The following is a 25,837-nucleotide window of genomic DNA, read 5'->3' as shown; positions in this document are numbered from 1 at the left end:
CTAGTCATTGAGCGGTCCAACCCCCGTCGACCGACAGCGAAGCGCCGGTCAAGCTGTTCGCGGCGGGCAGGCAGAGCCACCGCACGAGGGCCGCGACCTCGTCCGGTTCGATGAGCCGCTTGACGGCCATGCGCCGCAGCAGCACCTGGTCGACGACCTCGGCGTCGCTGATGCCGTGCGCGCTGGCCTGCGCGGCGACCTGACCCTCGACCAACGGCGTGCGCACATAGCCGGGGCAGACACAGTTGCTGGTCACGCCGTATTCGGCGCCTTCGAGCGCGGTGACCTTGCTCAGTCCTTCGAGCGCGTGCTTCGCGGTCACGTAGGCGACCTTGTACGGGCTCGCGCGCAGGCCGTGCACACTCGAAATGTTGATCACGCGTCCCCACCGCCGCGTGTACATCTGCGGCAGGAACCGCCTGATCAGCAGGAACGGCGCGGTCACCATCACGCGCTGCATGAGGTCGAACCTGGCCGGGTCGAACTCGTGGATCGGCGCGACCTCCTGCAGGCCGGCGTTGTTGACCAGCACGTCGATCTGCGCCGGCAAGGTTTCGATGGCCTTGGCGTCGCCGAGGTCGACGACATGCTCGGTCCCGCCGATCTCGGCGGCGACCGCGAACGCCGTCTCCGGATTCCGGTCGACGACGTGCACCTTGGCACCCGCCTCGGCGAGCGCCCGCGCGCAGGCCGCGCCGATCCCGCTGCCCGCGCCGGTCACCAGCGCCGTCTTCCCGGCCAAGTCCGTCATGCCGCAGAACGTTAAGTCCGCACGCCCCGGCCGGGTATGTGATCAACACCCATAGTTCGCCGCGAACCTATGGTGGTGGGTCACATCCAGGGCTCGTGAGGGGTCGGCAGGCGTACCTGACCGGTCGGCACGAGTACCTGGGGAGTCGGCACGCGTACCTGACAAGTCGGGACGCTGCCGACTCTTCAGGTACGCGAGCCGACTCCCCAGGCGCAAGGGGCGGGTTGGGATTGCGCTGGTCGAAGGGGGTCGTGAGTGGTACAGCCGGTTCTAACCGGCCATACCACTCACGAGCCCTTGAACCGCACGCTCGATGTCGGCGTACCTCGTGTACAGCGGCGCCAGCCCGAAGCGCAGGACGTTCGGCGGCCGGAAGTCGCCGATGATGCCCTGCGCGACCAAAGCCTTCATCTGCGAGGCCGTCCCCGCGACCGAAACGTGGTGACCGCGTGCGTGGTCCCGAGGCGTGAAGACCTCCGCCTCCGGCAGCCGCGAGTCCAAGCACGAGAAGAAGAAGTCGCCCAGCGCGAGCCCCTTCGCCCGGACGTCCTCAATGGACACGAGGTCCCAGATGTCCAGCGCGGCGTCCACAGCGGACATGGCCAGAATGTCCGGCGTCCCGGCACGCGCCCTGCCGATGCCGGAACTGCCCGAGTACTCCGACGACATCGCGAACGGCTCGCGATGCCCGGCCCACCCGGTCAGCGGATGCTCGAACCGGTCCAGCCATTTCCTTGCCACGTAAAGGAAAGCGGGCGCGCCAGGCCCGCCGTTGAGGAACTTGTACGTGCACCCGACCGCGAAGTCGACGCCACAGGCATCGAGCTGGATCGGCAACGCACCGACGCTATGGCACAGATCCCACACCGCCAGCGCACCCGAGGCGTGCAGACCTGCCGTGATCGAGGGCATGTCGTGCAGCCGCCCGGTCACGTAGTCGACGTGGTTGACCACCGCCGCCGCGGTCCGTTCCGACGCCACCACAGACATTTCCTCGGGCGAGACCCGCCTGAGAAAATGCCCGGTGAAGCGAGCCAGCCCGTCCGCGATGTACCTGTCTGAGGGAAAAGTGCCGGCGTCCACCAGGATCTCGTCACGCCCCGGCCGCAGCCGGACGGCCGCCGCCAACGCCTTGAAGAGGTTGATCGACGTGGAGTCGCACACCACCGTCTGCCCGGCGGCCGCCCCGATCAGCGGGCCGATCCGGTCACCGATACGTTCCGGCGCGTCCCACCAGCCGTCTTCCCATGCCTGGATCAGCCTGCCTGCCCACTGCTTGCGGATGACCTCGTCCAGCCGGTCGGCGACCCGGCGAGGCGGTGCGCCGAGCGAGTTTCCGTCCAGATAGGACACTGCGGGGTCGAGGTCGAACTCGGCACGGATACCGGCCAGCGGGTCACGGGCATCAAGATCGGCGGCGCTCATAGCCCCGCATGTTCGTCGTCCCACTCGGGGATCGTCAACGTGCCCGTCGCCCAGTCGCGCCGCAAGATCGCGTACCCGACCCCGTCGTACAGGATCCCGTCGCAGCCGGGCCAGGCCTCGCGGTAGTGCGCTTCCTTGGTGTACCCGCACAGCCGGAACACCCGGCGCATCGCGTGGTTGTCCTGCCGTGTGGTGCCTTCGATGCGCGAGATGGCTGGCAAAGCCGTGAAAAGGTACTTCGTCAGCCAGCGGACGGCGTGCCGCCCGACGCCGAGGCCGCGGTAGGCGCGCGCGATGCGCAGGTCGAACAGCGGCGTGCCGTCGTCGATGTCGAACAGGCGGATCACCCCGGCCCGCTTGCCCTCGATCATGATCCAGAAGGTGCGGACCGAGTCGCTGTCGTAGTGCCCTTCGGCGACGTGGCGGCGGACCAGCTCACGCTCGGGTGACCCGGTGCTGTGGAACGGCCAGTCCTCACCGGCGAGGAACTCGGCGAGCAGCTCTGTTTCGGCCCTCACGAAGTGGCGGTACTCGGTAAGCACGATTCATGCTAATGCTGAGCACAACCCCCGGAAGTCGGAGCGCAAGATCACCCCGATGGTCGGCTGCTGACCGGCTTAAGTCCTGGTAAGTGGGTCTTTCGCAGACATACCGACTGGCCGGGATTCTCTATCGTCGGCGCTGGAAACCACTTAAGGTGGCCGAATCCAGGCAGGATCCTCAGGAGGCCAGCGTTGACCACCGCCGCAGAAAAGACCGAAGGCCAGACCATCCCCAAGCTGTTGCAGCGCAACGCGAGCCAGTTCGGCGACCTCCCGGCCGTCACCTCGCTCGACGCCGAGGGCCAGCCGGCGCTCACCTGGTCCGAGTTCCGTAACCGGATCGCAGTGCTTTCGCGTGGTCTCGCGTCACTCGGGCTCAAGGCACGCGACCGGATGCTCATCATGGCGCCGGGCAGCCCCGACCACATCGCGATCGACCTCGCCGCCGCGCACCTGGCCGCGATCCCGTGCACCGCGTACAGCACGCTCAGCCCCGAGCAGATCAGCTACGTCGCCAGGCACAGTGCCGCGCCCGTGGTGGTGATCGGCGGCGCCAACGAGCTCGACCGCTGGTCCAAGGTGCTCGAGGAACTCCCCGCGCTGCGCCACGTCGTCGTGATGGACGCCGACGCCGTGCCCGCCGACGACGACCGCTTCCTGAGCCTGGACACCCTGATCGAGCGCGGCACCGAGCTGCACGAGTCCGACCCGTACGAGTTCGAGGAGTCGTGGGCGGGCATCAAGCCGGACGACCCGCTGTCGATGATCTACACCTCGGGCACCACCGGCGACCCCAAGGGTGTCGTGCTCTCCCACCACAACGTGATCCACCAGGCGTACGCGGTGTGGGAGCTGCACGACGCGCCCATGCACACCACCAGCATCGGGTACCTGCCGCTGGCGCACATCGCCGAGCGCGAACTGTCGATCTACCTGCCGATCGTGTTCGCGGGCCACGTGCACACCCTCGCCAACCCGACCGAGATCGTCGGCGCGCTCGGCAAGGTGCACCCGCAGGGCTTCTTCGGCGTGCCGCGCGTGTGGGAGAAAATGGTCGCGGGCTTGAAGAACATGCTCGGCATGGCGCCCGAGGACCGGCGCGAAGCGCTGCTCGGCGCGAACAAGCTGTTACAGGAGGGCTACAAGCTCCGCAGCGAGGGCAAGGAGCTCCCCGCCGAGCTGGCCGAGCGGATCGCCCAGACCGACGCCGCCGCGCTCGCGCCCATCCGCTCGCTGCTCGGCCTCGACAAGATCCTGGTCGCGTCCAGCGGCGCCGCCGCGCTGCCGGTCGAGGTGCTCTACTTCATCGCCGGGCTCGGCATCGAGATCTGCGAGGTCTGGGGCCTGTCCGAGACGACCGGTGCCGCGACCTCGAACACGGCGACCTCGTTCAAGGCCGGAAGTGTCGGCAAGCCGATCTCCGGGGTCGAGGTGAAGGTCGCCGAGGACGGCGAGCTGCTGGTCCGCGGCCCGATCGTGTTCCTCGGCTACCTGCAGGAGGACGGCACGATCAAGCCGGACACCGACGCCGACGGCTGGCTCGCCACCGGCGACATCGGCGTGATCGACGACGACGGCTTCGTCTTCATCACCGACCGCAAGAAGGAACTGATCATCACCTCGAGCGGCAAGAACATCGCGCCGACCAAGATCGAGGGCATGCTCAAGGAGCACGCGCTGATCGGGCAGGCGGTCGCGATCGGCGACGACCGCCCGTACGTCACCGCGCTGGTGGTGCTCGACGAGGAGATCGCGCCCGGCTGGGCCGCCGCCAACGGGATCGAGGTGCCGGAAGGCTCGTCGCTGGCCGATCATCCCCGCATCATCGAAGAACTCGACAAAGCCGTGGAGTCCGCCAACAGCAGGCTCGCGCGCATCGAGCAGATCAAGCGCTACGAGGTGATCCCGAAGTCATGGACGCCCGAGTCCGGTGAGCTCACCCCGACGCTCAAACTCAAGCGCCGGGTGATCAACGAGCGCTACGGCCCGAACATCGACACGCTCTACACCGCGGCCAAGCCCGAGTAGTACCAGCTGGAGCGGGCTTGATCCCCCCTCGGATCAAGCCCGCTCCAGCGCTCAGGCGCTGCGCGTGGTGTCGGTCCACTTGCGCAGGCGGGGCGGGACGCGCTTCTCGAGGCCGTAGTTCTCCAGGTGCGCGCTGAAGACCTCGTCGAAGGCACGCTGCACGGTGTCGGTGTCCCAGTAGTCGCGCTCGAGGATCGGGGACTTCAGGAACGGCTGGCCCATCACGTGCAGCTGCGGGCCGTTGCAGCGGATCATCTGCCCGGTGATGCCCTCCGAGCCGGGGCCGAGCAGGAACGACACGACCGGCGCGATCCGCGCCGGTGTCCGGTCCGGTGGGCAGGCCCGCAGCGAGCGCTCCGACTTCCACACCATCCGCGTGTGCGCGAGCGGGCAGACCGCGTTGACGCGGATACCGGCGTCCTCCAGATCCAGCGCCCACGAGTACGTCAGCGACGCCACCGCGCCCTTGCTCGCGGCGTAGACGCCGAGCTTGCGCTGCCCGAGCGAGGCGCCGGACGAGATGTTGACGATCGAACCGCCGCCACCGGCCATCATCGCCTTGACCGCGGCCATCCCGGTGTACATCACCCCGAGCACGTTGACCTCGATCAGCTCGCGCGCCTGGGCGGCGTCGTCCTCCCACGGCATCGCCTCGTAGTTGAGCCCCGCGTTGTTGACCAGCCCGTCGATCGCGCCGAACTCCTTGACACAGAGTTCCACGATCTCCTGGGCCTGCGCCGGGTCGGCCACGCTGTGCCCGCTGGCGACCGCGACGCCGCCGAAGTCACGGATGACGGCCGCCGTGCGGTCCGCCAGGTTCCCGTCGATGTCGTTGACGATCACCGCGCCGCCCGCCCGCGCGATGTGCACGGCGAACGCCTCCCCGAGTCCGCGACCACCGCCGGTGACCACCACCGCTTTGCCGTCGAGCAATCCAGTCATGTCGTTCTCCCCACCTGCTCCAGCCCTTGTCTCCAGTGTTCGGTGCTGGGAAGCCCACCGAACCCCGGTTGACGACGAACGGTGGCCTGACTGCGCCAAGCGAGTAACGCTTGATCAGTCGGGTGATACCTCCGGACAGATCAGCGGACACGATCTGTCATCGATCACCCGGCGTAGCGGCATGCATCGATTAGTCCATTCCAGTGGAGGTCGACTGTTCGCCTGCGCGTAGTCGGCGGCATACTGAACGTTGACTGGGGGTCGTTTGCGGCGACCGCGCTACCAGGTTTCAGCCCGCAACCGACAGAATGCAGCGCGCGACACGTTCACTCGATCGGGGGGAAGTGGTTCAACGGTGAAGGCGAACGCCAAAGGTCGATTAAGTGCACCCCTGAAGAACGTCGAGTACCGCGCGCTCTGGTTCGCCGAAGCACTGTCCTCCGCGGGTGACCAGCTCGCCAAGGTCGCGCTGGCGATCCTGGTCTACTCCCGCACCGGCTCCGCGCTCTGGGCGGCCGCGGTCTACGCGCTCACGTTCCTCCCCGCACTCGCCGGTGGCCTTGGCCTCTCCCACCTCGCGGACCGCTACCCCCGCCGTACCGTGCTGGCGGTCGCCTCCGCCACGCAGTGCGTGCTCGTCGGCCTGATGGCGATCCCCGGCATGCCGATCGGCGCGCTGTGCGCGCTGCTCGTCGGCGTCCAGCTGGCCGGTTCGCCCGCCAACGCGGCGCAGAACGCCGTCACCCGTGAGGTCTTCACCGACGACGAGCTCTATCTCCGCAGCCAGGATTTCCGGGGCATCACCAACAACACCGTCATGTTGCTCGGTCTCGCGGGCGGCGGGCTACTCGTCTCGCTGGTCGGAACGTCGTGGGCATTGGCCATCGACTCTGTCACCTTCGCCGTCGCCGGCCTGGTGGTCTGGCTATGGGTGGAGCACCGGCCGGCGGCAGGCGGCAAGCACACGACCTGGTTCGGCGCCACGAAATGGGTATTCGGCCAGCCTCGGCTGCGCGTACTGCTGGCACTGTCCTGGCTGGTGGGGTTGGCCGTGGTGCCGGAGGGACTCGCCGCGCCGCTGGCGCACCAGCTGGGCGAACATCCCTCGGCCGTCGGCTGGCTGCTCGCCGCCGATCCGCTCGGCTTCGTCGTCGGGGCCTTCCTGCTGTCCCATTACGCGTCCGCGCAGACCCGGCTGCGGATACTGGGAGTGCTCGCCGCGAGCTCGCTCGCGCTGCTCGCCCTCTTCTTCGTCAAGCCGAACCTGGGCCTCGCGCTGGCTCTGCTCGCGCTCGCCGGCGCGACCGGCGCTTACATCATCACCGTCACGGCAACCTTCTCGACCTGGGTGCCGAACGAGCTCCGAGGCAGCGCCGGAGGGCTCTACCGGACCGGACTTCGGGTGGTGCAGGGGTTGGGTGTCGCCTTGGGTGGTGCTGTCGCCCAGCTGATCGGCTCCGCCGCCAACGCGATAGCGCTGGCCGGTCTCGTCGGCATGATCGTCGCGATCCCGACCGCACTGTCCTGGGCGAAGGTCCGGCGCTCGGTCATCGCCGAGTCCGAAGGCTGACACATGGATCACTTCGCCGCTCACGCTTCACGGTCACGCATTGATGCCACCTCTCGGGTAGTGCACACCTTGGCTGCTCCGGTCAATACTCACAACGATGCTCAAGCGGATGCTCACGCCTCACGATCCGACACGTTCGTTCACCTCCCAGTGACCAAAAGCCCTCTTCCCGTCCTGCAAAGTCTTCAAACCTCACGCCTCGCGGTCCATCATCGAAACTCACCTCCCGACGGCAAAACGGCAGCGACAACAACCCATACCTATCAGGCTTCACGATCGGACACGAAACTCACCTCCTCGCGATGGGGGTTCACGAGTGGACATCTGATCAATTCTGTTCTCCCGCTGGGGTCCGGCGGCGAGAACTTGTTGGATGGGATGATACCGATGATTAATAACAGGACCACAGCGGGAACCGACACACAACCGCTGGCGCGCCTGTCGGGAGGAGGTGGGCCATGATCGGAAGTTCGCACGGCGAACAGCGCGGTACGTTCAGCGCCACCCCGTCACAGGCCGCGCCCGGCCCGGCCACCTCGGTGAATGTCCCACCAGGTTCGGCGGCCTCACCGACCGCCCATCCGCACGGACGGCGCGGCCGGATAATCGAACAACTGCGCGGACTGACCTGGAAATCGGTCCGCAAATGGGATCTGTGGACAAAACCGCGACCCATGATCGCATTTCTGCTGAGCTGGGAAATAATTGTCATCGCGTTTCTCGCGTGGGGCACTTTCACGGCCGGTCCGATCACCGGAATAGATTGGCTTCGCGTTTCCGCATTGGCCGCCTGCGCGACTTTGCACATTCAGCTGACGCGTCGTCAGGAAGAGCGACGGCGTAACCGGACAACGGCCGTCCACATCGATCTCGGCGGTATCTGGATTCTTCCGGCGGCTTTGCTGCTGCCCATTCAGCTGACACTGCTGCTCATTCTCATCATCCGCGTGCAGCGCTGGTTCAACTCACGGCGGCCGCCGCACAAGTTCGTGTTCACGACTTTCACGCACGCGGCCGCGGCATTGCTCGCCCAGCGGGTCTTCCTCTGGCTTTCGAGCGACAACCTGGGGCGACTGGACCAGTCCAGTTCGTGGGCTGTCTTCGGACTACTCCTACTGGCGGGTTTCGCTTACGCCGCCCTGCAAGCCGTCATGATCGGCGCGCTGCTGGCCGTCGACGGCACGACCGCGCCGACGCTGCGGAACATCCTCGGCAGCAAAGCAGACAATCTGCTCGACGCCTCCACCATTGGCCTGGGAACCATAACAACGGTATTGATCGTCAACATTCCGCCGGCGATCGTCATCCTCGTCCTCATCAGTGTCGTCGGCAACCGGCTCGCCGAGATCAATCAGCTGCAGTCGGAGGCACGCACGGACGCCAAAACGGGCGTTTTCAACGTCAGGGGCTGGTCCGAATCGGCGGAACGCGCACTCACCCGAGCGGCCAAATCGGAAGCGAAGCTCGCGGTGCTCATGATCGATCTAGACCACTTCAAGTGGATCAACGACACTTACGGTCACCCGGCCGGTGACGATGTTCTACGGAACGTGGCACAAACTCTGGGCGAAGTCACTAGACCGAGTGATGTGGTCGGCCGGTTCGGTGGCGAGGAATTCCTTGTACTACTCCCGGATATCGCGGAAGAAGCGGCCAAGGCCGCAGCGGACCGTGTACTCACCGCGATCGCCGGTCTACGCGTGGTCACCACGGACAACCACGGCGGCAAGGCGACCATCACCGGCCGCACGACCTCCATCGGGGTAGCGCTCTTTCCCAAGGACGGCTCGACGCTCGACGAACTGCTGCAGTCGGCCGACGGCGCCGTCTACCGCGCGAAGGAGGGCGGCCGCAACCGCGTCGAGTACGCGGAGAAAGGCCGGTCAGCCCCCGTCACGCCTAAGCATCACCACTGAGCCGGTCCAGCAGCGCCGTCACGTCGTCCACCTCCGGCAGGCTCAGCTTGCTGAACAGCGCGAGCGCCGCTTTCCACGCCTCGGCCGCCCCTTCTTGTTCACCCGCGGCCTCCCGGATGAGCCCGAGCACCATCAGCGCCCGCGCCTGATCGCGGTATTGGCCCCGGTTCCGCGCGAAAACCAGCGCTTCACCAGCCCGCGCACGCGCCTGCCCGAGTTCGCCGAGCGCCAGCCGTGCGTGCGCCAGCTCGATCAGCACCTTCGCTTCCAGCACATGTGAACCCGATTGGCGTACCAACCCCAGTACCCGTTCACAATCCTGAACGGCCGAATCCGCCCTTCCGGACTCTCGGTCCACAACGGACAGCCCGATCAACACGGACATCTCGCCGAAACTGAACCCGATCTCCTTCGCCAGCGCCAAGGCTTTCCGGTAGTAGCGGGCCGCGGCCTCGTGATGCCCGGTGCGCAGGTACACGCTCGCGACGATGTCCAGCCCGCCGACCTCATGCCGCCGCTCGCCGGACGCGCGTGCCTGCGCGATGGCCATCCTCGCCCGCACTTCGGCCTCGGCGTACCGGCCCGCTTCGCAGTGCGCCTCGGCGAGGCAGACCAGCGCGGGCGCCTCGCCGTGCCGATTTCCGATCAAGCGAACGATTCTCAGGCACTCGGAGAACGACTCGATGGCCTCGTCCAGCTCACCACGCGACCAATGGGTGAGCCCGAGGTTGTGCATCGAGCGCGCCTCGAGATCGGGATCGCCGAGTTCCCTGCTGAGTTCGAGCGCGGCGGTGGAGCACTCGACGGCCTTGGCGATCTGGCCCAGCGCGAGCGCGGCGACGCCGACGTAGTTCAGCGCGCTGGCCTCGCCGTGGAGATTTCCGGCTTTCCGGTTGATCTCCAGCGCTTCCTCGTAGTGCGCGGACTCGTCCGCGTGATGCCCGGTCTGCGCGTACACCCGGCCGAGGTTGTGCAGCGCGGCCGCCTCGGCGAGCCGGTCGCCGAGGCGCCTCGCCAGCGCGAGCGCGCTGGTGTGGCACTCGATCGCCGCCGGATGGTCGCTGAGGTTGTACCGGATCAGCCCGAGGATGTTGCGCATCGAGCCCTCGGCGGCGAGGTCGTCTTCCCGCTGCGCGGCACGCAGGCCTTCCTGACAGGCGGCGACGCCCTCGGCGCTGTAGCCACGCGTCCACAGGTATCCGCGCAACGCGTCGGTGATGCGCCAGGCGTAGGACGGCACGCCGTACTCGACCGCCTGCGCCGCGGCCGCGAACAGGTTCGCCCGCTCGGCGTCGAGCCAGCCGACCGCGTCGGTCTCGTTCGGCGGCCAGTGCTCTTTTTCTTGGGGCTCTTTCCCTTGAGGCACCGGCAAACGCAGCACGTGTGGATAGAGCAGCCGCGTCGCGCCGTCGGCTCGATGCAGGTAGAACGCGAAGAGCCGCTCGACCGCGGCGGGCGGCTCGTCGCCGGACGGCAACGAGATCGCGTACTCCCGCAGCAGGTCATGGAACTGGAACCGGCCAGGCACATGCTCGTGGACGAGCCCGGCAGCGCCGAGTGTGCCGAGCAGCTCCCGCGTCTTCGGCACGCTGTCGCCGCCGAGCGCCGCCGCGGCCTCGGCCGTGAAGTCCGGGCCCGGCACGAAACCGAGCAGCCGGAACAGTCGTTGTGCCACCGGGTCCAGGCAGTTGTACGACCGGTCGAACGCCTCGTGCACGGCCGAGCGGACATCGCCGTCGACGGGGTGGGGGCGCTCGGCGAGGTATCCGGCGACGGTCCCGTGCGGAGCCGACGCGATGTTCGCGCCCGCGACCCGCAGCGCCAGTGGCAGGTACGCGGAGATCCTGGCCAGCTCGGCGACCTCGGCCGGTTCGGCGTCGCCGACCATCTTGGTGAGCAGCAGCCGCGCGTCCTCGGGCGCGAGCACGTCGAGCGGCAGGCGGTGCGCGTCCTCGGCAGCGCTCAGCCCGGCCAGCGTGTCCCGGCTGGTGATGATCGTCAGGCAGCCCTCGGCGGCGGGCAGCAGCGGCCGCGCCTGCGCCACGTCGACGGCGTTGTCCAGCACCACCAGCACCCGGCGATCGGCCACCGTGGTGCGGAACAACGCGGCGGCCTCGTCCTCGTCGACCGGGATCCGATCCGGCGAGACACCGAGCGCGCGCAGGAACCGGCTCAACGCCTCGAGCGGCCGCACCGGCTGGCCTGCGGCGTACCCGCGCAGGTTGAGGTACAGCTGACCGTCGGGGAACCGCGCGCGCAGCCGGTGTGCCCAGTGCACGGCGAGCGCCGTCTTGCCGACGCCCGCGGTGCCGGTGATGACCACGATCCTGGCACCCGCGGCGTTGAGCGACCGCACCTGCTCGCCACGCCCGACGAACCCGGCCGCCTCGGCGGGCAGCTGCGCCGGGCGGTTCTCGTGGTGGACCGGCTCGCCCTCCACCACCTTGCCGTGCGCGAGCCGGATGTCCTTGCCAGGCTGGATTCCCAGCTCCTCGCCGAGCCGCTGTCGGATGTCGGCGAACACCCGCAGCGCGGCGGCCTGCTGCCCGGCGGCGGCGAGCGCGAGCATCAGCCTGCCGTGCAGACCTTCGTGCAACGGCTCGTGATGCGCGACCAGGCGCAGGCGGTCGATGGCGTCCTCCGCGCCGTCGACGGCGAGCGCCGTGTCGGCGTACGCGAGCGTGGCCGTGACCCGGCGCCCGGCCAGCGCGACCGCCACCGGATGCTGCCGCACGTTCGGCGGCAGGTCGGCGAGCACGGGCCCGCGCCAGAGATCGAGTGCCTGCTCGAACAGCTCCTTGCGCGCCTCGCCGTGCGGCGCGCGGCGCGCCTGCCCGACGAGCTCGTCGAACCGGGTCAGGTCGAGCTCGCCGGGGTCGGCGGTGAGCCGATATCCCCCGCTCACCAACGAGATCACCGCGCCGGACTCGCGCGCGCGGCTCGGCTCGACCAGCTTGCGCAGCCCGGAAACGTAGGTGTGGACCAGATTCAGGCAGCTGGCGGGCGGCCTGTCTCCCCACAGCACGTCGATGATCTCCTCGCGGGAGACCACCTCGTTCGGCTGCAACGCCAGCACCGCGAACAGGCTTCGCTGCTTGAGCGGCCCCAGCGGGACCGCGCTCTCGCCTCTGGCGACTTCGAGCGGCCCGAGCACGCCGATCCGGAGCGCGCCGTCCGCTCCGGTCCACGGTGACTCGCCACGGCTTTCCAGCGCGGCGGCGAGCCGCCGGATGGAGTCCTGTCTCGGCCGCTCGACCTGTCCCTGCTCGATATGCCTGATCGTGCGCAGGCTGACGCCCGCCTGTTCCGCCAGCTTGCGCTGGGTCAGCCCAGCCCTCAGCCTGGACGCGCGCAGCGCCTGGCCGAAGGCGATCGGGTTGTGCTCCACGGTGGCTCCCCCGCCCCGTATTCACCGCGCCGCCCTCTCAACACGGTGATGAACAGCCATCATGCCGGACGACACCGACAAGATCTGCCGCTTTTGCCGGTTCAGGCCGAGGCCGTCACCCGTTCGGCCCACCCGTTCGCGAGGGTCAAGATTGTTAACGGGACTGGGAAAGCGAACAGCCAAGCCTGGTGGACGGCTGCCCACTCCGGTTCTTCCGGCAGTGGCCAGACGCGGCCCTCGTAGAAGAGGGTGCTCGCCGCCACCGCCAGCAGGACGGCGGCGCCGACCGCACCTGTCATCCGGTCGGCGCGCCGGGTCGCGACCACGGCGGTGCACGCCAGTCCCGCGCTCACGCAGACCGCCGCCTCCAGCGCGTACCCACCGAAACCGGTGTCGACGCCAGGCACCGCCCGGAAGGCGAGCACCGCGAACACCACACACCACGCGACGGCCGCCGCCGCGAAGGCGAGCGTGGTGCGCAGCCATTGCCTCACCCAGCGGGGCACCGGCGTCACGACCGCGACCGGGTCCACCATGGCGAATCCGGCCGCCGCCCCCAGCAGCAACGCGCCCAGGCGGACCGTCGCGGCCAAGGTGACCGGCTCGGCCTCGGTCACGAGTGCCAGCGCGAGGATCGCCGGTACCGCGACGGCGAACGGAACCCAGTCGACAGCGCGGCTGACCGGCTTGACCAGGCAGCCCGTCGCCCGCGCGAAGGTCGTCACCGACATGGCACACCTCGCGGGGGTTCGATGGGCTCGGTCTGGGGCAAACCCAGTAGCGGCAAGGCTTTCGCGATCGTGGTCGACGGATCGACGAGCACGTCCCAGTTCGACCAGATCCGTTGTCTCGCGTCCGGGTCCGCCAGCAGCCGCGCCGCGTACCGGAGTTCGGTTTCCCCGTAGTCGATCGCGCCCATGTCAGAGTCGGGTCGTCCGTAAACCCGTTGCGGTACAACGGCTTTCTCCACTTGACCGGTCAGCCAGAGCGCGATGACCGTGCGCGACCGATCCCGCGCGTCACAGCCGTCCATCGACTCCAGCAAGCCGACCCGCGACTGAAAACCGGCGAGCACACCGGCCATCTGCGCGGCGAGCGACCGCCGCGACTCGACCTCGCCGCCGTTGCGGCCCCACGTGACGGGCGGCATGATCGCCGACGGCTTGCCCAGCGTGCCGATGGTGACCCGCTGCACGATCTCGGGTGCCCGTTCCCGCACCGCCGGCGGCGCCGCCTGTACGACAGGCTCGATCGCTTGCTGCCACAAAGGAATCCACGCCGCGAAGGACGGGAACGAGCAGTACCGGATTCCGTTGTGCGCCAGGCAATGGTCGGCGCCAGCGGTCACCGGCCCGCGCGGCGCGGTCCGATCCGCGGTCGCCGACGGCGAAGCCGCTTCCGGCGAACCCAACGTCAGCACACCGCCCAACACGGCTAACGCGGTGCCCGCGGCGACCACGAACCCCGGCCTCGGCCCGTGCCGCAGCAGCGCCACCGCCGCGACCGCGAGGAACAATCCCGCGACGTAGAGCAGATGCCACAGTGGCGGCCTGGTCGAGTCGATGACGATCTTGAGGTCCGGCACCACCGGCAGCAGCCAGGAGCCGGGGAACTGGAACATCGCCCAGGTCAGCACGAGCGCGGCGAGCGGCGCCGCGATGAGCACCGGAACCCACCTGGCCAGCGCGACGCCCATCGCGGTCAGCAGCGCGACCATGGCCACGCCGGTGATCAGCTCGGTCACGTCGAACCGGCCGACCGGCACACTGCCCCAGACCAGCGACGCGAAATGCAGCCCGGTGACCACGACCGCGACGAGCACCGACACCGAGGTCGCGGCGGCGAGCACGGCCAGCGTCCGCACCTTCGGCCTGCTCGGCAGCGGCGCGAGCAATTCGGCGAACGCGCCACGGCTGTCACGCAGGGCCGCCAGGTTCGCAGCCAGCATCGCGCCGGCGCCCAGGATGAGGAGCGCGGTCGCGGTGTCCACTGTGGCGAGTGACCAGTTCGGCATGAGCCGCCAGCCGGCCGCCGTGCGCGCGGCCAGTGTGACGGCGGCGAGCAGCAGGAGTACCGGGTTTCGCAACTGGCGCCGGGATTCGAAGAGCACCAGTGCCCCAAAGGTCCGGCTCATGCGAGCAGCCGCAGGTAGCCGTGTTCGACGGTCGGGCCGAGCCCATCGGTGTCACCGTCGAAGATGATCTTCCCGGCGCTGAACACGAGCACGCGCTCGCACACCGCGGCGACGTCCTCGGTCTGATGGGTGGACAGCAGCACCACCTTGGACTCGCCGAGTCTGCTGACCAGTGACCGGAACCTCATGCGCTGCACGGGATCCAGGCCGACGGTCGGTTCGTCGAGTATCAGGAAGCCCGGGTCACCGACGAGCGCGGCGGCGATACCGAGCCGCTGCCGCATGCCCCCGGAAAGCTTTTTGACCTTGACCGGCGCCTGCTCCGTCAAATCCACCTCCGCAAGCACCCGCCGGACTTCTTCCGCGCGACGGCGCCTGCCGGTGATCTCTTTCAAGATCGCGATGTAGTCGACCATTTGCGTGACCGTGAAATGCCCGTACAAACCAGGGTCCTGCGGCAGGTAGCCAAGGCGGCGCCGCAGCTCGGTCCGTTGTGACCGGTCACTCGGGTCGAGCCCGAATGCCTCGATATATCCGCCATCCGGCTTGAGCGCGGTGGCCAGGCACCGCAGCAATGTCGTCTTTCCGGCACCGTTCGGGCCGAGCAGCCCGGTGACACCTTTGCCCACCTCGAAATCGAGCTTGTCGAGTACTTGTTTTCGCCCGTAGCTTTTACTCAGCCCTTTCGCTGAGACCGTGAAAACCATAGAGTTCACCCCAATGAACAATTCGAGAGACTATTATTCTTCGCGTAAAGCGTCGCTGTGCGCGCCCGCACGCACTATCGGAATGGCCGACAAGGTGACGGCCATGACCATCACCACGGCCAGCGCGCTGACAATGAGCGTGAATACCCAGTCGAAAGAAATCCGCGCGCCGACCATGCGCAGAATCGTCGCGGCGAGCCCGGTACCTGCGAGATCCGCCACCAGTACGCCGAAACCGATCGGAATCAGGTTCTGCCACAGCAGCGAACGCCCGATCACACCCCACGGCACACCGCTCGCCGCCAGCGCGGCCACCGCGCGCCTGCGCTCGCTCAGCTGCTGCACGACCAGCACGAGCAGGCTCGCGCCTGCCACGAGCAGCGTGAAACCCGACATCAAATAGATACCTTCGCCGAGCAGCGGCACCGGCGGCACGGACCGCAGCACCGTCCGCGCGCCGACCGCGGCCGCCAGCAGCACCGCGACCCCGCCGGCGACCCGGCTCGGCGTGCCGCTGTCCGCCTGGAGGCGCCGCACCGCCAGCTGCCACGACGGACGCCCGCCACGCAGCCCGCTCACCGCCCGTTCGACCAGCCAGGGCAGCAAAACCGGGATCGACGCCAGAATCGAAACCAAGCCGGCCGAGGCCGTCATGTCCGCGGTCTCGCCGGTGGCCGTCATGCCGATCGCGAGAAGTGCGAGCCCGAGCCCCACGGGCACCAGCCGCCAGCGCAACCGCCGCGCGGCCGTCTCGGCCTCGCGCACCACGCCGAGCGGCTCGATGACCGTGCTCCGCGTCCCGGCCAGCGCCGCACCGGCGGCCAGCACCGGCACGATCCCGGTCAGCGCCACGAACGCGGACCACGACAGCGCGCCGAGCCCCCGGACGGCCGCGAACAAGCCGATCCCGAGCCCGAGTCCCGCCACCACACCGGTCAGCGACTCGGCCGCCGCCACCCGCCGCACCTGCACCGCGCTCGCGCCGAGCAGCCGCAATGTCGCGAGCCTGCGGTCGCGTTCCGGTCCGCCGAGCTTGGCGACGCTGGCGATGAACACGATCAGCGGCGCGAGCAGGAACCCGGCGACCGACCCGACCGCGATCAGCCTGGCCGGATGCGGCCCGACGGCACCCGCCGCGTACAGCAGCACCGCGACGCACAAACCGATATCGCCCGCCACCAAGAGGGACCGCCCGAGCGCGTGCCGCCCGGTCGCCAGCCGGATCCCGATGGCGAGATCGGTCCTCATGTCACCCGCTCCGCCAGCTCACCGAGCCGCGAGGCGGTCAGCTCCAGCCACCGCAGGTCGGCTTCGAGATGGAACAACGCGTGGTCGCAGATCAGCTCGTCGGCGAGATCACCCGAGCTCTTGCGGCCGGTCAGCTCCCGCATCGTCCGCAGATGCGCCGCACGCTGCACGTCGAGCACCTCGGCGGGATCACGCCCGGACAGCAGCGCCAGCACGACCTTGGCGTACAGCGTGTTCTGGAGATAGGCGGCGGGTTCCTCCGGCGTCCCCAGCCACTGCGCGACGTCCGCGACCCCGGCCTCGGTGATCGCGTACCGCTTCCGCTCGGGCCCGTCACCCGCCTCGACGCCGCTCTCCTCCACGAGGCCGCCCTTGAGCAGCCTGGCGAGCGTCGAATACACCTGCCCATAATGCAGCGGCTTGTCCGGCGCGAAGTGCTCGTCGTAGGTGCGCTTGAGCTCATAGCCATGCTTCGGCCTGCTCTCCAGCAAACCCAGCAACGCGTGTTTCACGGACATGCCGACAACTATACACCGAGTGTCTACACCCGGTGCATAGCGCCGACGGGTGCTATCCGCTCATGATCGGGTGGACACTTGGAATCCCTTGGACAACCTTGCTTCCTTCATCTCAAACCAGCCATCGGCGGACCAGCCGGTTCCGCCGCCCAGCACGCTAGCGAGACCTCAGTGAAGTTCCCCTGGAGTCGACGCCGCCGCCCACCCACGCTCACACGCGCCACCAAAAGTGCCTTGACCTGCGCATATCCCGCCGAACGGCAACTCCCGGCCATCGGGACACCCGCAAAGGGGCAAGTCGAGGGGAAGCCCGCCACCCCCGACTCCCGGATCGGCGCGAACGCCACTTTGAAGGTCAGGGCGCCAGCAAAGTCACCCGCCTCGTGTCGACTGCGCACAAACGCCACTTATGCGTCGCCGAGTGACACATACGCCCCGTTCGTTCCTTTCAGCCTGCGCTTTTTGTCCCATATTGTCGCTTTTGTGTGATTTTGGACCGAGGCAGGACGGGATGAACGGGGCGTTTGCGTCGCTCAGCGTTGTGAACGGGGCGTTCATTCCTTCAGCCGGCCCGGGAGGGCGCGGCTTCGCCGGGCTCCTGACGTCGAGGGTTGTGAACGGGGTGTTCACGCGGGTCGGCCGAGGGGGACCCTGCGGAAAACCACAGTCGGGTCCTGCGGAGTGCCACAGGACACCCGGGGGTAATCCCCATGTCGGCGGCGAGGCGGGGCTGGGACCCTTGTGGGGTGACTGATCCGACCGAACACTCGCGCTTACGGCGCCCGCTGTCCACGTCGGGCTGGTTGCTGCTGGTCGTACTGGTCGTCTTCGGGTTCGGTTTCGTCGCCTCCCGCGCGCCGTCGCCCGCGGACACCGGCCCGCCGCCACCGGACGTCGCGGCCGCGCGCGCCGCGATCGACGCGCTCGTGCATCCGGGGACGCGCCCGGACGCGCTGGCCAAGCTGCCCGCGGACTTCACCGCGTACACCGGCATCCGCCCTGGCGCGCTCGCCGCGCGCGACGGCACCGTACGGGCGGTGCACGTCGACGGTGGCTGCTCTACGCCGTGGGGCGACGACAACACCAAGTGGGACTACTCGGCCGCGTGCAAGTCGCACGACCTGGGCTACGACCTGCTGCGCTACTCCGCGAGCAAGGGCCATCCGCTGGCGCCGGACGCCCGTGAGGCGCTCGACGACCGGCTCTCGGCCGATATGCACGCGATGTGCCATATCAACCCGATGAACTCACCGGGCACCTGTCAGGTGGTCGCCTCCCTCTACTCGGCGGGCTTGGTGGTCAACTCGTGGCACCAGCGCTGGGGCCCGCCGGTCGGCGACCCGATCGGGCCGATGCTCGCCGGGGTCGCGGTGATCGGCTGCCTGCTCGTGCTCCGGCTGCGTGGCTGGCTCCACACGCGACGGACCGGGCCCGCACCTTTGCCGCCACCGGAGACAGGCGTGGACCGCTGGTCCGTGCTCGCGGTCGCGAGTATCGGGCTGATCGTGGTGGGCGAATCCAGCGTGGCGCTCGCGCACTGGGCCGGGGTCGGGAAGGGCTGGCTCTGGCCGGTCACCTGGCTCGCCCAGCTCGCGCCGCTGTTCTTCTTCGCGGGCGGCCATTCCAACGCGGCGGGCTGGCGCAAGGCGGGCGGTTATCGCGAGTACCTCGCCCACCGCGCGAGCTGGCTGCTGCGGCCCGCGCTGATCTTCGTCGTGGTCACGCTGGTGCTGCCGCTCGCCATGGAACTGCTCGACATTCCGCGCGGGACGACGTCGACCGTGCTGCGCATCGCGCTGCATCCGCTGTGGCTGCTCGGCGTCTACCTGCTGACTGTGATCGCGACCCCGCCGCTGCTGAAGGTGAACCAGCGCGCGGCCACGCTTTCCTTGCTGGGCTTGGTGATTCTCGGCGAGCTGACGGCGAGCTGGCTCGGCTCGCCGCTGCCCCGGTACGCGGCCGCGCTCGGCCTCGCGCTGCTCGCCCAGCAACTCGCCTTCGCCAGGACCAGGCCGTCACGGCTGCTGCTCGGCGGTGCTGTGGCCGTCGGCCTCGGCGGGCTGGTCACCGCGGGCGTGGTGAACGGCGGCCCGCTGACGCTGCTGGGCAGCCCCGGCTCACCACCCGCGCTCGCCGCGCCCGCGTGGGCGGTCCTGTTGCTCGGGCTCGCGCAGTTCGGCCTGCTCGGCCTGTTCGCCCGGCCACTCGCCCGGCTCGGGCGGCGGCCGGAGATCCTGCGTGCCACGCGGCTCGCGTTGCGGGCGCCGATGAGCCTCTACCTGGTGTTCCTCGCCGCGATGCTGCTGCTGATCGCGATCGTCTACCTGCCTGGCCGGATGGAGTGGCTGGTCAAGCCGCGCACACTGTTCGCGCTGCTGCTGGTCGCCGGGCCCGCCGCGCTGGTGTTCTGGTGGTTCGAGCAGCACGGCCGCCGCGCGCGAGCCCCGCGCCCGACCGATCCGCCTGGCAGGCTCACCGCGCTGCTCGCCAGGTCCGCGGTCGTGGTCGGGCTGGTCTACGCCACGCTCGGCGTCTTCGGGTTCGCGCTCAGCGTGTCCGCGCAGGCCAGCCTGCTCGGGCTGCGGCTCGACCCGATCCAGAGCCTCATCCATCTGCTGCTCGGGGTGTTCCTGCTGCACACTGTCCGGATCGGCACCAGCGCGGCGGCCACCACCTGGCTGATCTGCGGGCTGGCCTGCGCGCCGTCGCTGCTGGCCGCGGCGGACGGCGACGTCCACGACCTGGTCGGGCCGCTGCTGCACGGGGCCACGGCGGCCTTCGCGGTGCTGGCGATGTTCTGGGGCGTGCTGAACAGGGCAAAATACGCAACCAGACCGTGATGATCCGCAAAGTGGGTGTTGCGGAACACACCTTGAGGGGGATGTGTCAACCTACGACAACCCACGCACTGCACCATGCGTCCACCAACACAGCGTTCACCAAGAAGTTCGCCAAGACCGTCGGCCTATCGACCGCGAAGGAGTAGCCGCCCGTGACCAACCCGCCTCGGAATGGGCAAGGGGACCGTCGTCCCTCCCGCCCGTGGCAGGAGCAGTCCGGCGGCGTGCCCGTACGCAGGCCCGCCGGCGGTACCGGCGCCTCGGCGAGCGGCAGGCCCGCGCCTGCCCGCCGCCCCGGCCAGCAACCCAGGCCCCGCCCGCAGCCGCCTGCCCGGACCCCGGCGCGGTCGTCCGCGGCCGAGCCGCCGGACCGCCGCCCGGTGCGGCGCGTGGTGGACGACCCGCCCCGCAAGTCCAAGCGCGGGCCGAAGATCGCGATCGGCGTCATCTCGCTGCTGGTCATGGGCGTGACCGGGTACGCGTGGGCCGCGATGCAGGGCCTGGTCAACGGCCTCACCACGCAGGACGTCATCGAAGGCGCCGAGGGTGAGAAGCCTGCCGACGGCGCGCGCGACATCCTCCTGGTCGGCCTCGACAGCCGCACCGACGCGCAGGGGAACCCGCTTTCGCAGGACGTGCTCGACGAGCTGCGCGCCGGCGAGTCCGACGGCGAGCTCAACACCGACACGCTGATCCTCGTGCACATCCCGAACGACGGCAGCAAGGCCGTCGCCATCTCGATGCCGCGCGACTCCTACGTGGACATCCCCGGCGGCTACGGCAAGCACAAGATCAACTCGGCGTACGCGCGCGCGCTGACCTCCACCCGCAAGGAACTGCAGAAGCAGGGCGTCACCGACCCCAAGGAAGTCGACCAGAAGGCCAACCAGGCCGGCGCGAAGACGCTGATCCAGACCATCGAGAAGCTGACCGGCTCGCATATCGACAACTACGCCGCGGTCAACCTGCTCGGGTTCAGCGACATCACGAAGGCCATCGGCGGCGTCGACGTCTGCCTCAACAACGACGTCAAGGACCAGTTCTCCGGCGCGAACTTCACCAAGGGCGAGCACACCATCTCCGGTGTCGAGGCGCTCGAGTTCGTCCGGCAGCGGCACGGGCTGCCGCGCGGTGACCTCGACCGGGTGGTCCGCCAGCAGGTGTTCATGGCCTCGATGGCGAAGAAGGTCATCTCGGCGGGCACCCTCGCCGACCCCGGCAAGCTGTCCGACCTGGCCGAGGCGGTCAAGAAGTCGGTCGTGCTGAACCAGGGCTGGGACATCATCGGCTTCGCGCAGCAGATGAAGGGCCTCACCGGAGGGCAGCTGGAGTTCAAGACCATCCCGGTGGTCGACATGGACTTCAAGACCCCCGAGGACGGCTCGGCGATCCAGGTGGACCCGCGCGCGGTCAAGGAGTTCATCCAGGGCACCACCGGCCAGGCCGCGCCCTCGGAGCAGTCCAAGCCGGACGCGAACAACAAGGCGATCACCGTGGACGTCCGCAACGGCACCGGCAAGAGCGGGCTCGCCGCGAGCGTCCTGCAGTCGCTCACCGCCGAGCACGGGTTCACCTCCGGCGACGCGGCGAACTCCACGGCTCGCAAGACGACGGTCATCCGTGTCCCCAAGGGACAGAAGCCGGCAGGCGAGACCGTCGCCGACGCGCTCGGCGGCAAGCCGACGGTCGAAGAGGACAAGACGGTGTCGGCCGGGCACGTGCTGGTGCTGCTCGGCACCGACTACTCAGGACAGGGCGCCACGGAAACCGCTGCTCAGGGTGCCGCCCAGCCCGAGTCCCCCGCGCCGCCGCCAGATGACAAGACGATCACGGCCAACGGCGTCACCTGCGTCAACTGAGGGCCGTTCGGCTCATCTCCGTTAGCCCATTCAGCTCAATCGCGAAGTCGGCGCGAAAACTGACACCGAAATCGCGTAATGAGCGGCCACCTCGGGACTTACATACCTGTGAAGACGGCTCGCGGGGCAACGAGCTGGTGGCAGGGCAGGGGACGAGGTGTGCTGATCGACGCTGAGACTTACCAGCGGGTGCTCGGAGACGAGCTCCGCAAGCTCCGGCGCCAGCGCGGCTGGACGCGCAAGGAGCTGAATCAGCGTCTGCAAAGCGACATCTCCTTGCAGACACTGGCGACCTACGAATTGGGCACCCGGCAATGTTCCGTGGTGCGGCTGGTGGAGTTGTGCGTCGCGATGGACGAGCTCCCGCAGGATCTGCTGGCCAAAGTCCATCGCCGCGTGTTCACCGACGAACCCGGCCGGGTGCGCGTCGACCTGCGCAAGGTCATCGCCGACGCCCAGCCGGAACTGGGCCCGCTGCGCCGCTGGGCGGAGGATCGGCTGGGCCAGCCGGAAACGGGCCCGGTCTCGTCCGAGGTCCATTTCGACCTGGCCGCGCTCGAACGCATGGCGGAGCTGTGCGGACTGTCCACGGTCGACCTCATCAGCAGGCTCCGCAGGCTGAACTCCTGACCCTTCCCCTCCCCCAGCCGCAGGCCGGCCCGCCGCGATCTCCCCTCGATTTCGCGGCGGGCCGGTCTCCGGCGCCTGTCAGCCGAGCAGTTCGAAGTCCTCGGTCTTCACCTTGCGGGTCTCGAGCCAGTACTTCCAGGTGAATCCCGGCCACAGTGTCCGGTTGACGCCCTTCGCGTCGAGATACCAGCTCTGGCAGCCGCCCTGCGTCCAGATGCCCTTCGCCAGCTTGCGCTGGATGTCGGCGTTGAACCGCTCCTGCGCACCGGCGCGCGGGTCGATCGCCTTCGCCCCACGGCTTTCGACCTCGCGGAGCATCTGCGCGATGTAGCGGATCTGGGACTCGATCATGAACACCACGGAGTTGTGCCCCAGCCCGGTGTTCGGGCCGAGCAGGAAGAACAGGTTCGGGAACCCGGACACGGTGATGCCCATGTGGGTCCGCATGCCCTCGGCGCCCCACTCCTTGCCCAGGTTGCGGCCGTCCCTGCCGATGATGTCCAGGTCGTCGAACGCGTCGGTGACGTGGAAGCCGGTGCCGTAGATGATCGCGTCGACCTCGTGCTCGACGCCCGCACTGTCCACGACGGACCGCTCGCGGACCTCGGCGACGCCGTCGGTGACCACCTCGACGTTGTCACGGGTCAGCGCCGGGTAGTAGTCGTTGGAGACCAGGACCCGCTTGCACCCCATCGTGTAATCCGGGGTGAGCTTCGCGCGCAGTTCGGGGTCCTTGATCGCGCTCGCGATGTGCCGCTTGGCGAGTTTCTCGCCGATCTTCATCACACCGGGGTGGCCGTTGAAGCCGACCGCGCGCGCCTCCAGCGCCCAGTACAGCGCGCTGCGGAAAGCACGCTGCAGCAACGGCACCGAACCGAACGCGCGGCGCGCCCAGGTCGGCATCTCGCGGTCCGGCTTCGCCATGATCCACGGCGGGGTGCGCTGGAAGAGCGTCAACTGCTCGACGTCGGGCGCGATCTGCGGCACGAACTGGATGGCCGAGGCGCCGGTGCCGATCACGGCGACCTTCTTGCCCTTCAGGTCGTAAGCGTGGTTCCAGCGCGCCGAGTGGAACGTCTCGCCCTCGAACCGCTCGATACCGGGCAGCCGGGGAATCTGCGGGATGTGGAGCGCGCCGATGCCGGAGACCAGGAAGCGCGCGACGAACTCGTCGCCCGCCTTGGTCACCACGTGCCAGCGCGCTTCGTCGGAGTCCCAGCGCGCGCCGGTCATCTCCTGGCCGAAGCGGGTGTAGCGGGTGAGGTCGTGCTTCTTGGTGACCTCGCGCAGGTAGTCCCAGATCTCCGGCTGCGGCGAGTACGCCCGCGACCAGCCGGGGTTCTGCTCGAAGGAGAACGAGTACATGTGCGACGGGATGTCACAGGCGCACCCGGGGTAGGTGTTGTCACGCCAGGTGCCGCCGACGTCGTCGGCCTTCTCCAGGATGACGAAGTCCTCGCGCCCCTCTTTGCGCAGCTGGATCGCCATGCCGAGGCCGGAGAACCCGGTCCCGACGATCACGACTCCCGTCTCGATCCGCTTACCCATATCGGCGTTCCTCCACGGCGGCTAGGTGTTACTCGAAGTCCACCTTACTTGGAGTAGATTACCAGCGGTAGTCTCAGTTGCGTGACCACCGCACGACGCAAGCGCATGCCACGAGCAGAGCGTGAGCGGCAGATGATCGAGACAGCCGAGGCCGTTTTCTCCGAGCGCGGGTACAGCGCCGCGTCGATGGACGACATAGCGGAACGCGTCGGCGTCTCGAAGCCGATGCTCTACGAGTACTTCAACTCGAAGGAAGGCCTGCTGCTGGCCTGCATCCGCCAGTCACGGGCCGCGCTACGCGAGGTCACCGCGCAGGCGACGCTCGGCGCGACCTCACCGGAGGACGCGCTGCACCGCGGGCTGCTGGCGTTCTTCGTCTTCATCCGCGAGCGCCGCCAGGCCTGGTCGCTGCTCCGGCACGAGATGGCCCTGATCGGCACGCCCGCCTCGGACGAGATCGAGGAGACCAGACGGCAGCAGACGGACCTGATCGCCACCCTCATGGCCGAGCACTTCGACGCCGACTCCGGGCTCCAGGCCGAGGCCTCGGCCGAGTTCGTCGTCGGCGCCTGCGAACGGCTCGCCATCTGGTGCGAACGCCACGACGACGTCACTCCCGAGGCCGCGACCCGCTTCGCCATGGACATCCTCTGGGCGGGACTGGGCAACCGTGCCCGACCGTGAATATGCTCGTGCATTAGGCCGATCGGTCGTCACCCGACGTGTATTACCTCAAGTTACTTGTGACACAGAGTCGCTTTGAGGTATCGATATCATGTAGAAAGTAGAACGGACCGGCGTGTCAGAGTGTCCGGCGTAGGAGGGAACGGGGTGAGACAGATGGCGGAACCGATCACGGCGGTCTACGTGCAAGAGGACGACGACTGGACGATCACGGTCAGCGGCCTCGGCAAAAAGCTCACGGCCCGGGCGCCCGGCATCATCGCGGCGAGGGATACCACCGACCAGCTGGTCGACAAAATCGCGCCAGAGGGCAGGCCGACCGTCGTACATCTGCTGAACGGGAGCGCGCTCGCGTTCACGTCCGCGTACATGACGGCCAGGCTCACCCTCCCCGAGGCCGCGCTCGCGCCCATCGAGATCCCGCCGCCCGGCAAGCCGGTCAAGGCGCAACCCAAGACGCCGCTCGCCACCAGCAAGCAGCTATCGAAGGCCGTCGAGGAGAAGCGTCCGGTCGCACCGGCACAGGCCACCAAAAAGAACCGGGCGGTGCCGACGCCTCAGAAGGCGACGACACCGCCTGCGGCGGCTTCCAAACTGGCCTAGCGGAAAAGCTTCCGCACCAGCAGCGCGACGATCAGCACACCCGCTCCGATGAGCGGGTACTTCACCTTGGGATCGTTCAGCGTCGAACGCACCGAGCTCTTCGCCGACTCGACGAGCACCTTCGGGTTCGCCTTCGTACCGAGCTCGTCCAAGGTCGCGGCGAGCGCGGTCCTGGCCTTCTCGATGTCGCGCTCGATCGTCTCCGGGTCGCGGGCCACGTCTCCTCCTCGCAGGCGTACCTGTGCAGGCGACCCACGGTAGATCACGCCGCCCGCACCCGCCCCATCGGCCACACCCGACCAATCTGATCACCCCGCACGCTAGGCTGTCCGCGTCGCGCCCGTAGCCCAATTGGCAGAGGCACACGGTTTAGGTCCGTGCCAGTGAGAGTTCGAGTCTCTCCGGGCGCACTCGAGTTCTTCGGCCGCTGGTGTTCGCGCGTAACCGCGCTCCCACCAGCGGCCTCTTCGTCTTTTTCTGTTTGGGCCGAGCCCCCCCGCCCCC

20 protein-coding genes and 1 tRNA gene are annotated in these 25,837 nt (G+C 68.6%); 9 read left to right on the top strand and 12 right to left on the bottom strand.

The genetic code is table 11. The annotated features are described in order from the left end of the window. Positions 1 to 4: 4 nt before the first annotated feature. The 3 genes from ACFV15_RS35385 to ACFV15_RS35375 all read right to left on the bottom strand — a co-directional run bounded on the left by ACFV15_RS35385 (position 5) and on the right by ACFV15_RS35375 (position 2,694). Positions 5 to 751: a 3-hydroxybutyrate dehydrogenase gene (locus tag ACFV15_RS35385; RefSeq protein ID WP_378356105.1), complete on the bottom strand. Its 747-nt coding sequence runs from the start codon at positions 749 to 751 to the stop codon at positions 5 to 7. A gap of 270 nt (positions 752 to 1,021) precedes the next feature. After that, positions 1,022 to 2,176, bottom strand: coding sequence for a kynureninase (gene kynU / locus ACFV15_RS35380; protein ID WP_378356103.1), 1,155 nt, complete (start codon positions 2,174 to 2,176; stop codon positions 1,022 to 1,024). Next, positions 2,173 to 2,694 (bottom strand): GNAT family N-acetyltransferase, encoded by a 522-nt coding sequence (locus tag ACFV15_RS35375; protein WP_378356101.1) that lies wholly within the window; start codon positions 2,692 to 2,694, stop codon positions 2,173 to 2,175. The genes kynU and ACFV15_RS35375 overlap by 4 nt, the downstream gene beginning before the upstream one ends. A 216-nt stretch (positions 2,695 to 2,910) precedes the next feature. On the opposite strand from ACFV15_RS35375, the gene ACFV15_RS35370 reads away from it, so the two are divergent. Beyond that, complete coding sequence (locus tag ACFV15_RS35370; protein WP_378356099.1) at positions 2,911 to 4,746, top strand: AMP-dependent synthetase/ligase; 1,836 nt, start codon at positions 2,911 to 2,913, stop codon at positions 4,744 to 4,746. 51 nt (positions 4,747 to 4,797) lie between these two features. Here ACFV15_RS35370 and ACFV15_RS35365 read toward each other — a convergent pair whose 3' ends face one another. After that, the gene (locus tag ACFV15_RS35365) at positions 4,798 to 5,688 is read right to left on the bottom strand and encodes an SDR family NAD(P)-dependent oxidoreductase (RefSeq protein WP_378356097.1); all 891 of its coding nucleotides are present in this window, start codon (positions 5,686 to 5,688) and stop codon (positions 4,798 to 4,800) included. Between the two features lie 355 nt (positions 5,689 to 6,043). Here ACFV15_RS35365 and ACFV15_RS35360 point away from each other — a divergent pair, with 355 nt between their 5' ends. Next, positions 6,044 to 7,258, top strand: coding sequence for an MFS transporter (locus tag ACFV15_RS35360; RefSeq protein WP_378356095.1), 1,215 nt, complete (start codon positions 6,044 to 6,046; stop codon positions 7,256 to 7,258). Positions 7,259 to 8,040: 782 nt separating this feature from the next. Then, on the top strand, positions 8,041 to 9,174 hold the full coding sequence (locus ACFV15_RS35355) for a GGDEF domain-containing protein (protein ID WP_378356093.1): 1,134 nt from the start codon (positions 8,041 to 8,043) through the stop codon (positions 9,172 to 9,174). On the opposite strand, the gene ACFV15_RS35350 is transcribed toward ACFV15_RS35355, so the two are convergent. The 6 genes from ACFV15_RS35350 to ACFV15_RS35325 all read right to left on the bottom strand — a co-directional run bounded on the left by ACFV15_RS35350 (position 9,158) and on the right by ACFV15_RS35325 (position 17,169). Beyond that, positions 9,158 to 12,562, bottom strand: coding sequence for a tetratricopeptide repeat protein (locus tag ACFV15_RS35350; RefSeq protein ID WP_378356091.1), 3,405 nt, complete (start codon positions 12,560 to 12,562; stop codon positions 9,158 to 9,160). The two genes, ACFV15_RS35355 and ACFV15_RS35350, sit on opposite strands and share 17 nt — an antisense overlap. Positions 12,563 to 12,663: 101 nt before the next feature. Next, entirely contained in the window at positions 12,664 to 13,293 is a 630-nt protein-coding gene (locus ACFV15_RS35345) for a hypothetical protein (protein WP_378356090.1), read from the bottom strand. Continuing rightward, positions 13,284 to 14,696 (bottom strand): hypothetical protein, encoded by a 1,413-nt coding sequence (locus tag ACFV15_RS35340; protein WP_378356088.1) that lies wholly within the window; start codon positions 14,694 to 14,696, stop codon positions 13,284 to 13,286. Before ACFV15_RS35340 ends, ACFV15_RS35345 begins: the two co-directional genes overlap by 10 nt. Then, positions 14,693 to 15,403 (bottom strand): ATP-binding cassette domain-containing protein, encoded by a 711-nt coding sequence (locus tag ACFV15_RS35335; protein WP_378356087.1) that lies wholly within the window; start codon positions 15,401 to 15,403, stop codon positions 14,693 to 14,695. Before ACFV15_RS35335 ends, ACFV15_RS35340 begins: the two co-directional genes overlap by 4 nt. 33 nt (positions 15,404 to 15,436) lie before the next feature. Further along, entirely contained in the window at positions 15,437 to 16,651 is a 1,215-nt protein-coding gene (locus ACFV15_RS35330) for an FtsX-like permease family protein (RefSeq protein WP_378356086.1), read from the bottom strand. Further along, on the bottom strand, positions 16,648 to 17,169 hold the full coding sequence (locus tag ACFV15_RS35325) for a PadR family transcriptional regulator (protein ID WP_378356084.1): 522 nt from the start codon (positions 17,167 to 17,169) through the stop codon (positions 16,648 to 16,650). Before ACFV15_RS35325 ends, ACFV15_RS35330 begins: the two co-directional genes overlap by 4 nt. 746 nt (positions 17,170 to 17,915) lie before the next feature. Here ACFV15_RS35325 and ACFV15_RS35320 point away from each other — a divergent pair. The 3 genes from ACFV15_RS35320 to ACFV15_RS35310 all read left to right on the top strand — a co-directional run bounded on the left by ACFV15_RS35320 (position 17,916) and on the right by ACFV15_RS35310 (position 22,498). Further along, on the top strand, positions 17,916 to 20,009 hold the full coding sequence (locus tag ACFV15_RS35320; protein WP_378356082.1) for a phospholipase A2: 2,094 nt from the start codon (positions 17,916 to 17,918) through the stop codon (positions 20,007 to 20,009). Positions 20,010 to 20,470: 461 nt separating this feature from the next. After that, positions 20,471 to 21,868 (top strand): LCP family protein, encoded by a 1,398-nt coding sequence (locus ACFV15_RS35315; protein ID WP_378356127.1) that lies wholly within the window; start codon positions 20,471 to 20,473, stop codon positions 21,866 to 21,868. A gap of 159 nt (positions 21,869 to 22,027) precedes the next feature. After that, positions 22,028 to 22,498 carry a helix-turn-helix transcriptional regulator gene (locus ACFV15_RS35310; protein ID WP_370944122.1) on the top strand — a complete coding sequence of 157 codons (471 nt, stop codon included), beginning with the start codon at positions 22,028 to 22,030 and terminating at the stop codon, positions 22,496 to 22,498. Positions 22,499 to 22,576: 78 nt separating this feature from the next. Here the strand turns inward: ACFV15_RS35310 and ACFV15_RS35305 are convergent, their stop codons facing one another. Continuing rightward, complete coding sequence (locus ACFV15_RS35305; protein WP_378356080.1) at positions 22,577 to 24,046, bottom strand: flavin-containing monooxygenase; 1,470 nt, start codon at positions 24,044 to 24,046, stop codon at positions 22,577 to 22,579. A 105-nt stretch (positions 24,047 to 24,151) separates the two neighbouring features. Between ACFV15_RS35305 and ACFV15_RS35300 the strand changes: the two genes are divergently transcribed. Together ACFV15_RS35300 and ACFV15_RS35295 are read left to right on the top strand one after the other, a co-directional pair. Further along, positions 24,152 to 24,730 carry a TetR/AcrR family transcriptional regulator gene (locus ACFV15_RS35300; protein WP_378356125.1) on the top strand — a complete coding sequence of 193 codons (579 nt, stop codon included), beginning with the start codon at positions 24,152 to 24,154 and terminating at the stop codon, positions 24,728 to 24,730. Positions 24,731 to 24,886: 156 nt separating this feature from the next. After that, the gene (locus ACFV15_RS35295) at positions 24,887 to 25,333 is read left to right on the top strand and encodes a hypothetical protein (protein ID WP_378356079.1); all 447 of its coding nucleotides are present in this window, start codon (positions 24,887 to 24,889) and stop codon (positions 25,331 to 25,333) included. Here the strand turns inward: ACFV15_RS35295 and ACFV15_RS35290 are convergent. Beyond that, a complete protein-coding gene (locus ACFV15_RS35290) occupies positions 25,330 to 25,551 on the bottom strand; it encodes a DUF3618 domain-containing protein (RefSeq protein ID WP_378356077.1) in 222 nt (73 codons plus the stop codon). The genes ACFV15_RS35295 and ACFV15_RS35290 overlap by 4 nt on opposite strands. Positions 25,552 to 25,669: 118 nt before the next feature. Here ACFV15_RS35290 and ACFV15_RS35285 point away from each other — a divergent pair. Next, positions 25,670 to 25,743 (top strand) — tRNA-Leu (locus tag ACFV15_RS35285). Positions 25,744 to 25,837 lie beyond the last annotated feature (94 nt).

Source organism: Amycolatopsis sp. NPDC059657 (assembly GCF_042734395.1).
GTDB lineage: Bacteria > Actinomycetota > Actinomycetes > Mycobacteriales > Pseudonocardiaceae > Amycolatopsis.
Note: the sequence above shows the minus strand (reverse complement) of the source record. Positions and strands in the feature narration are given on the sequence as shown.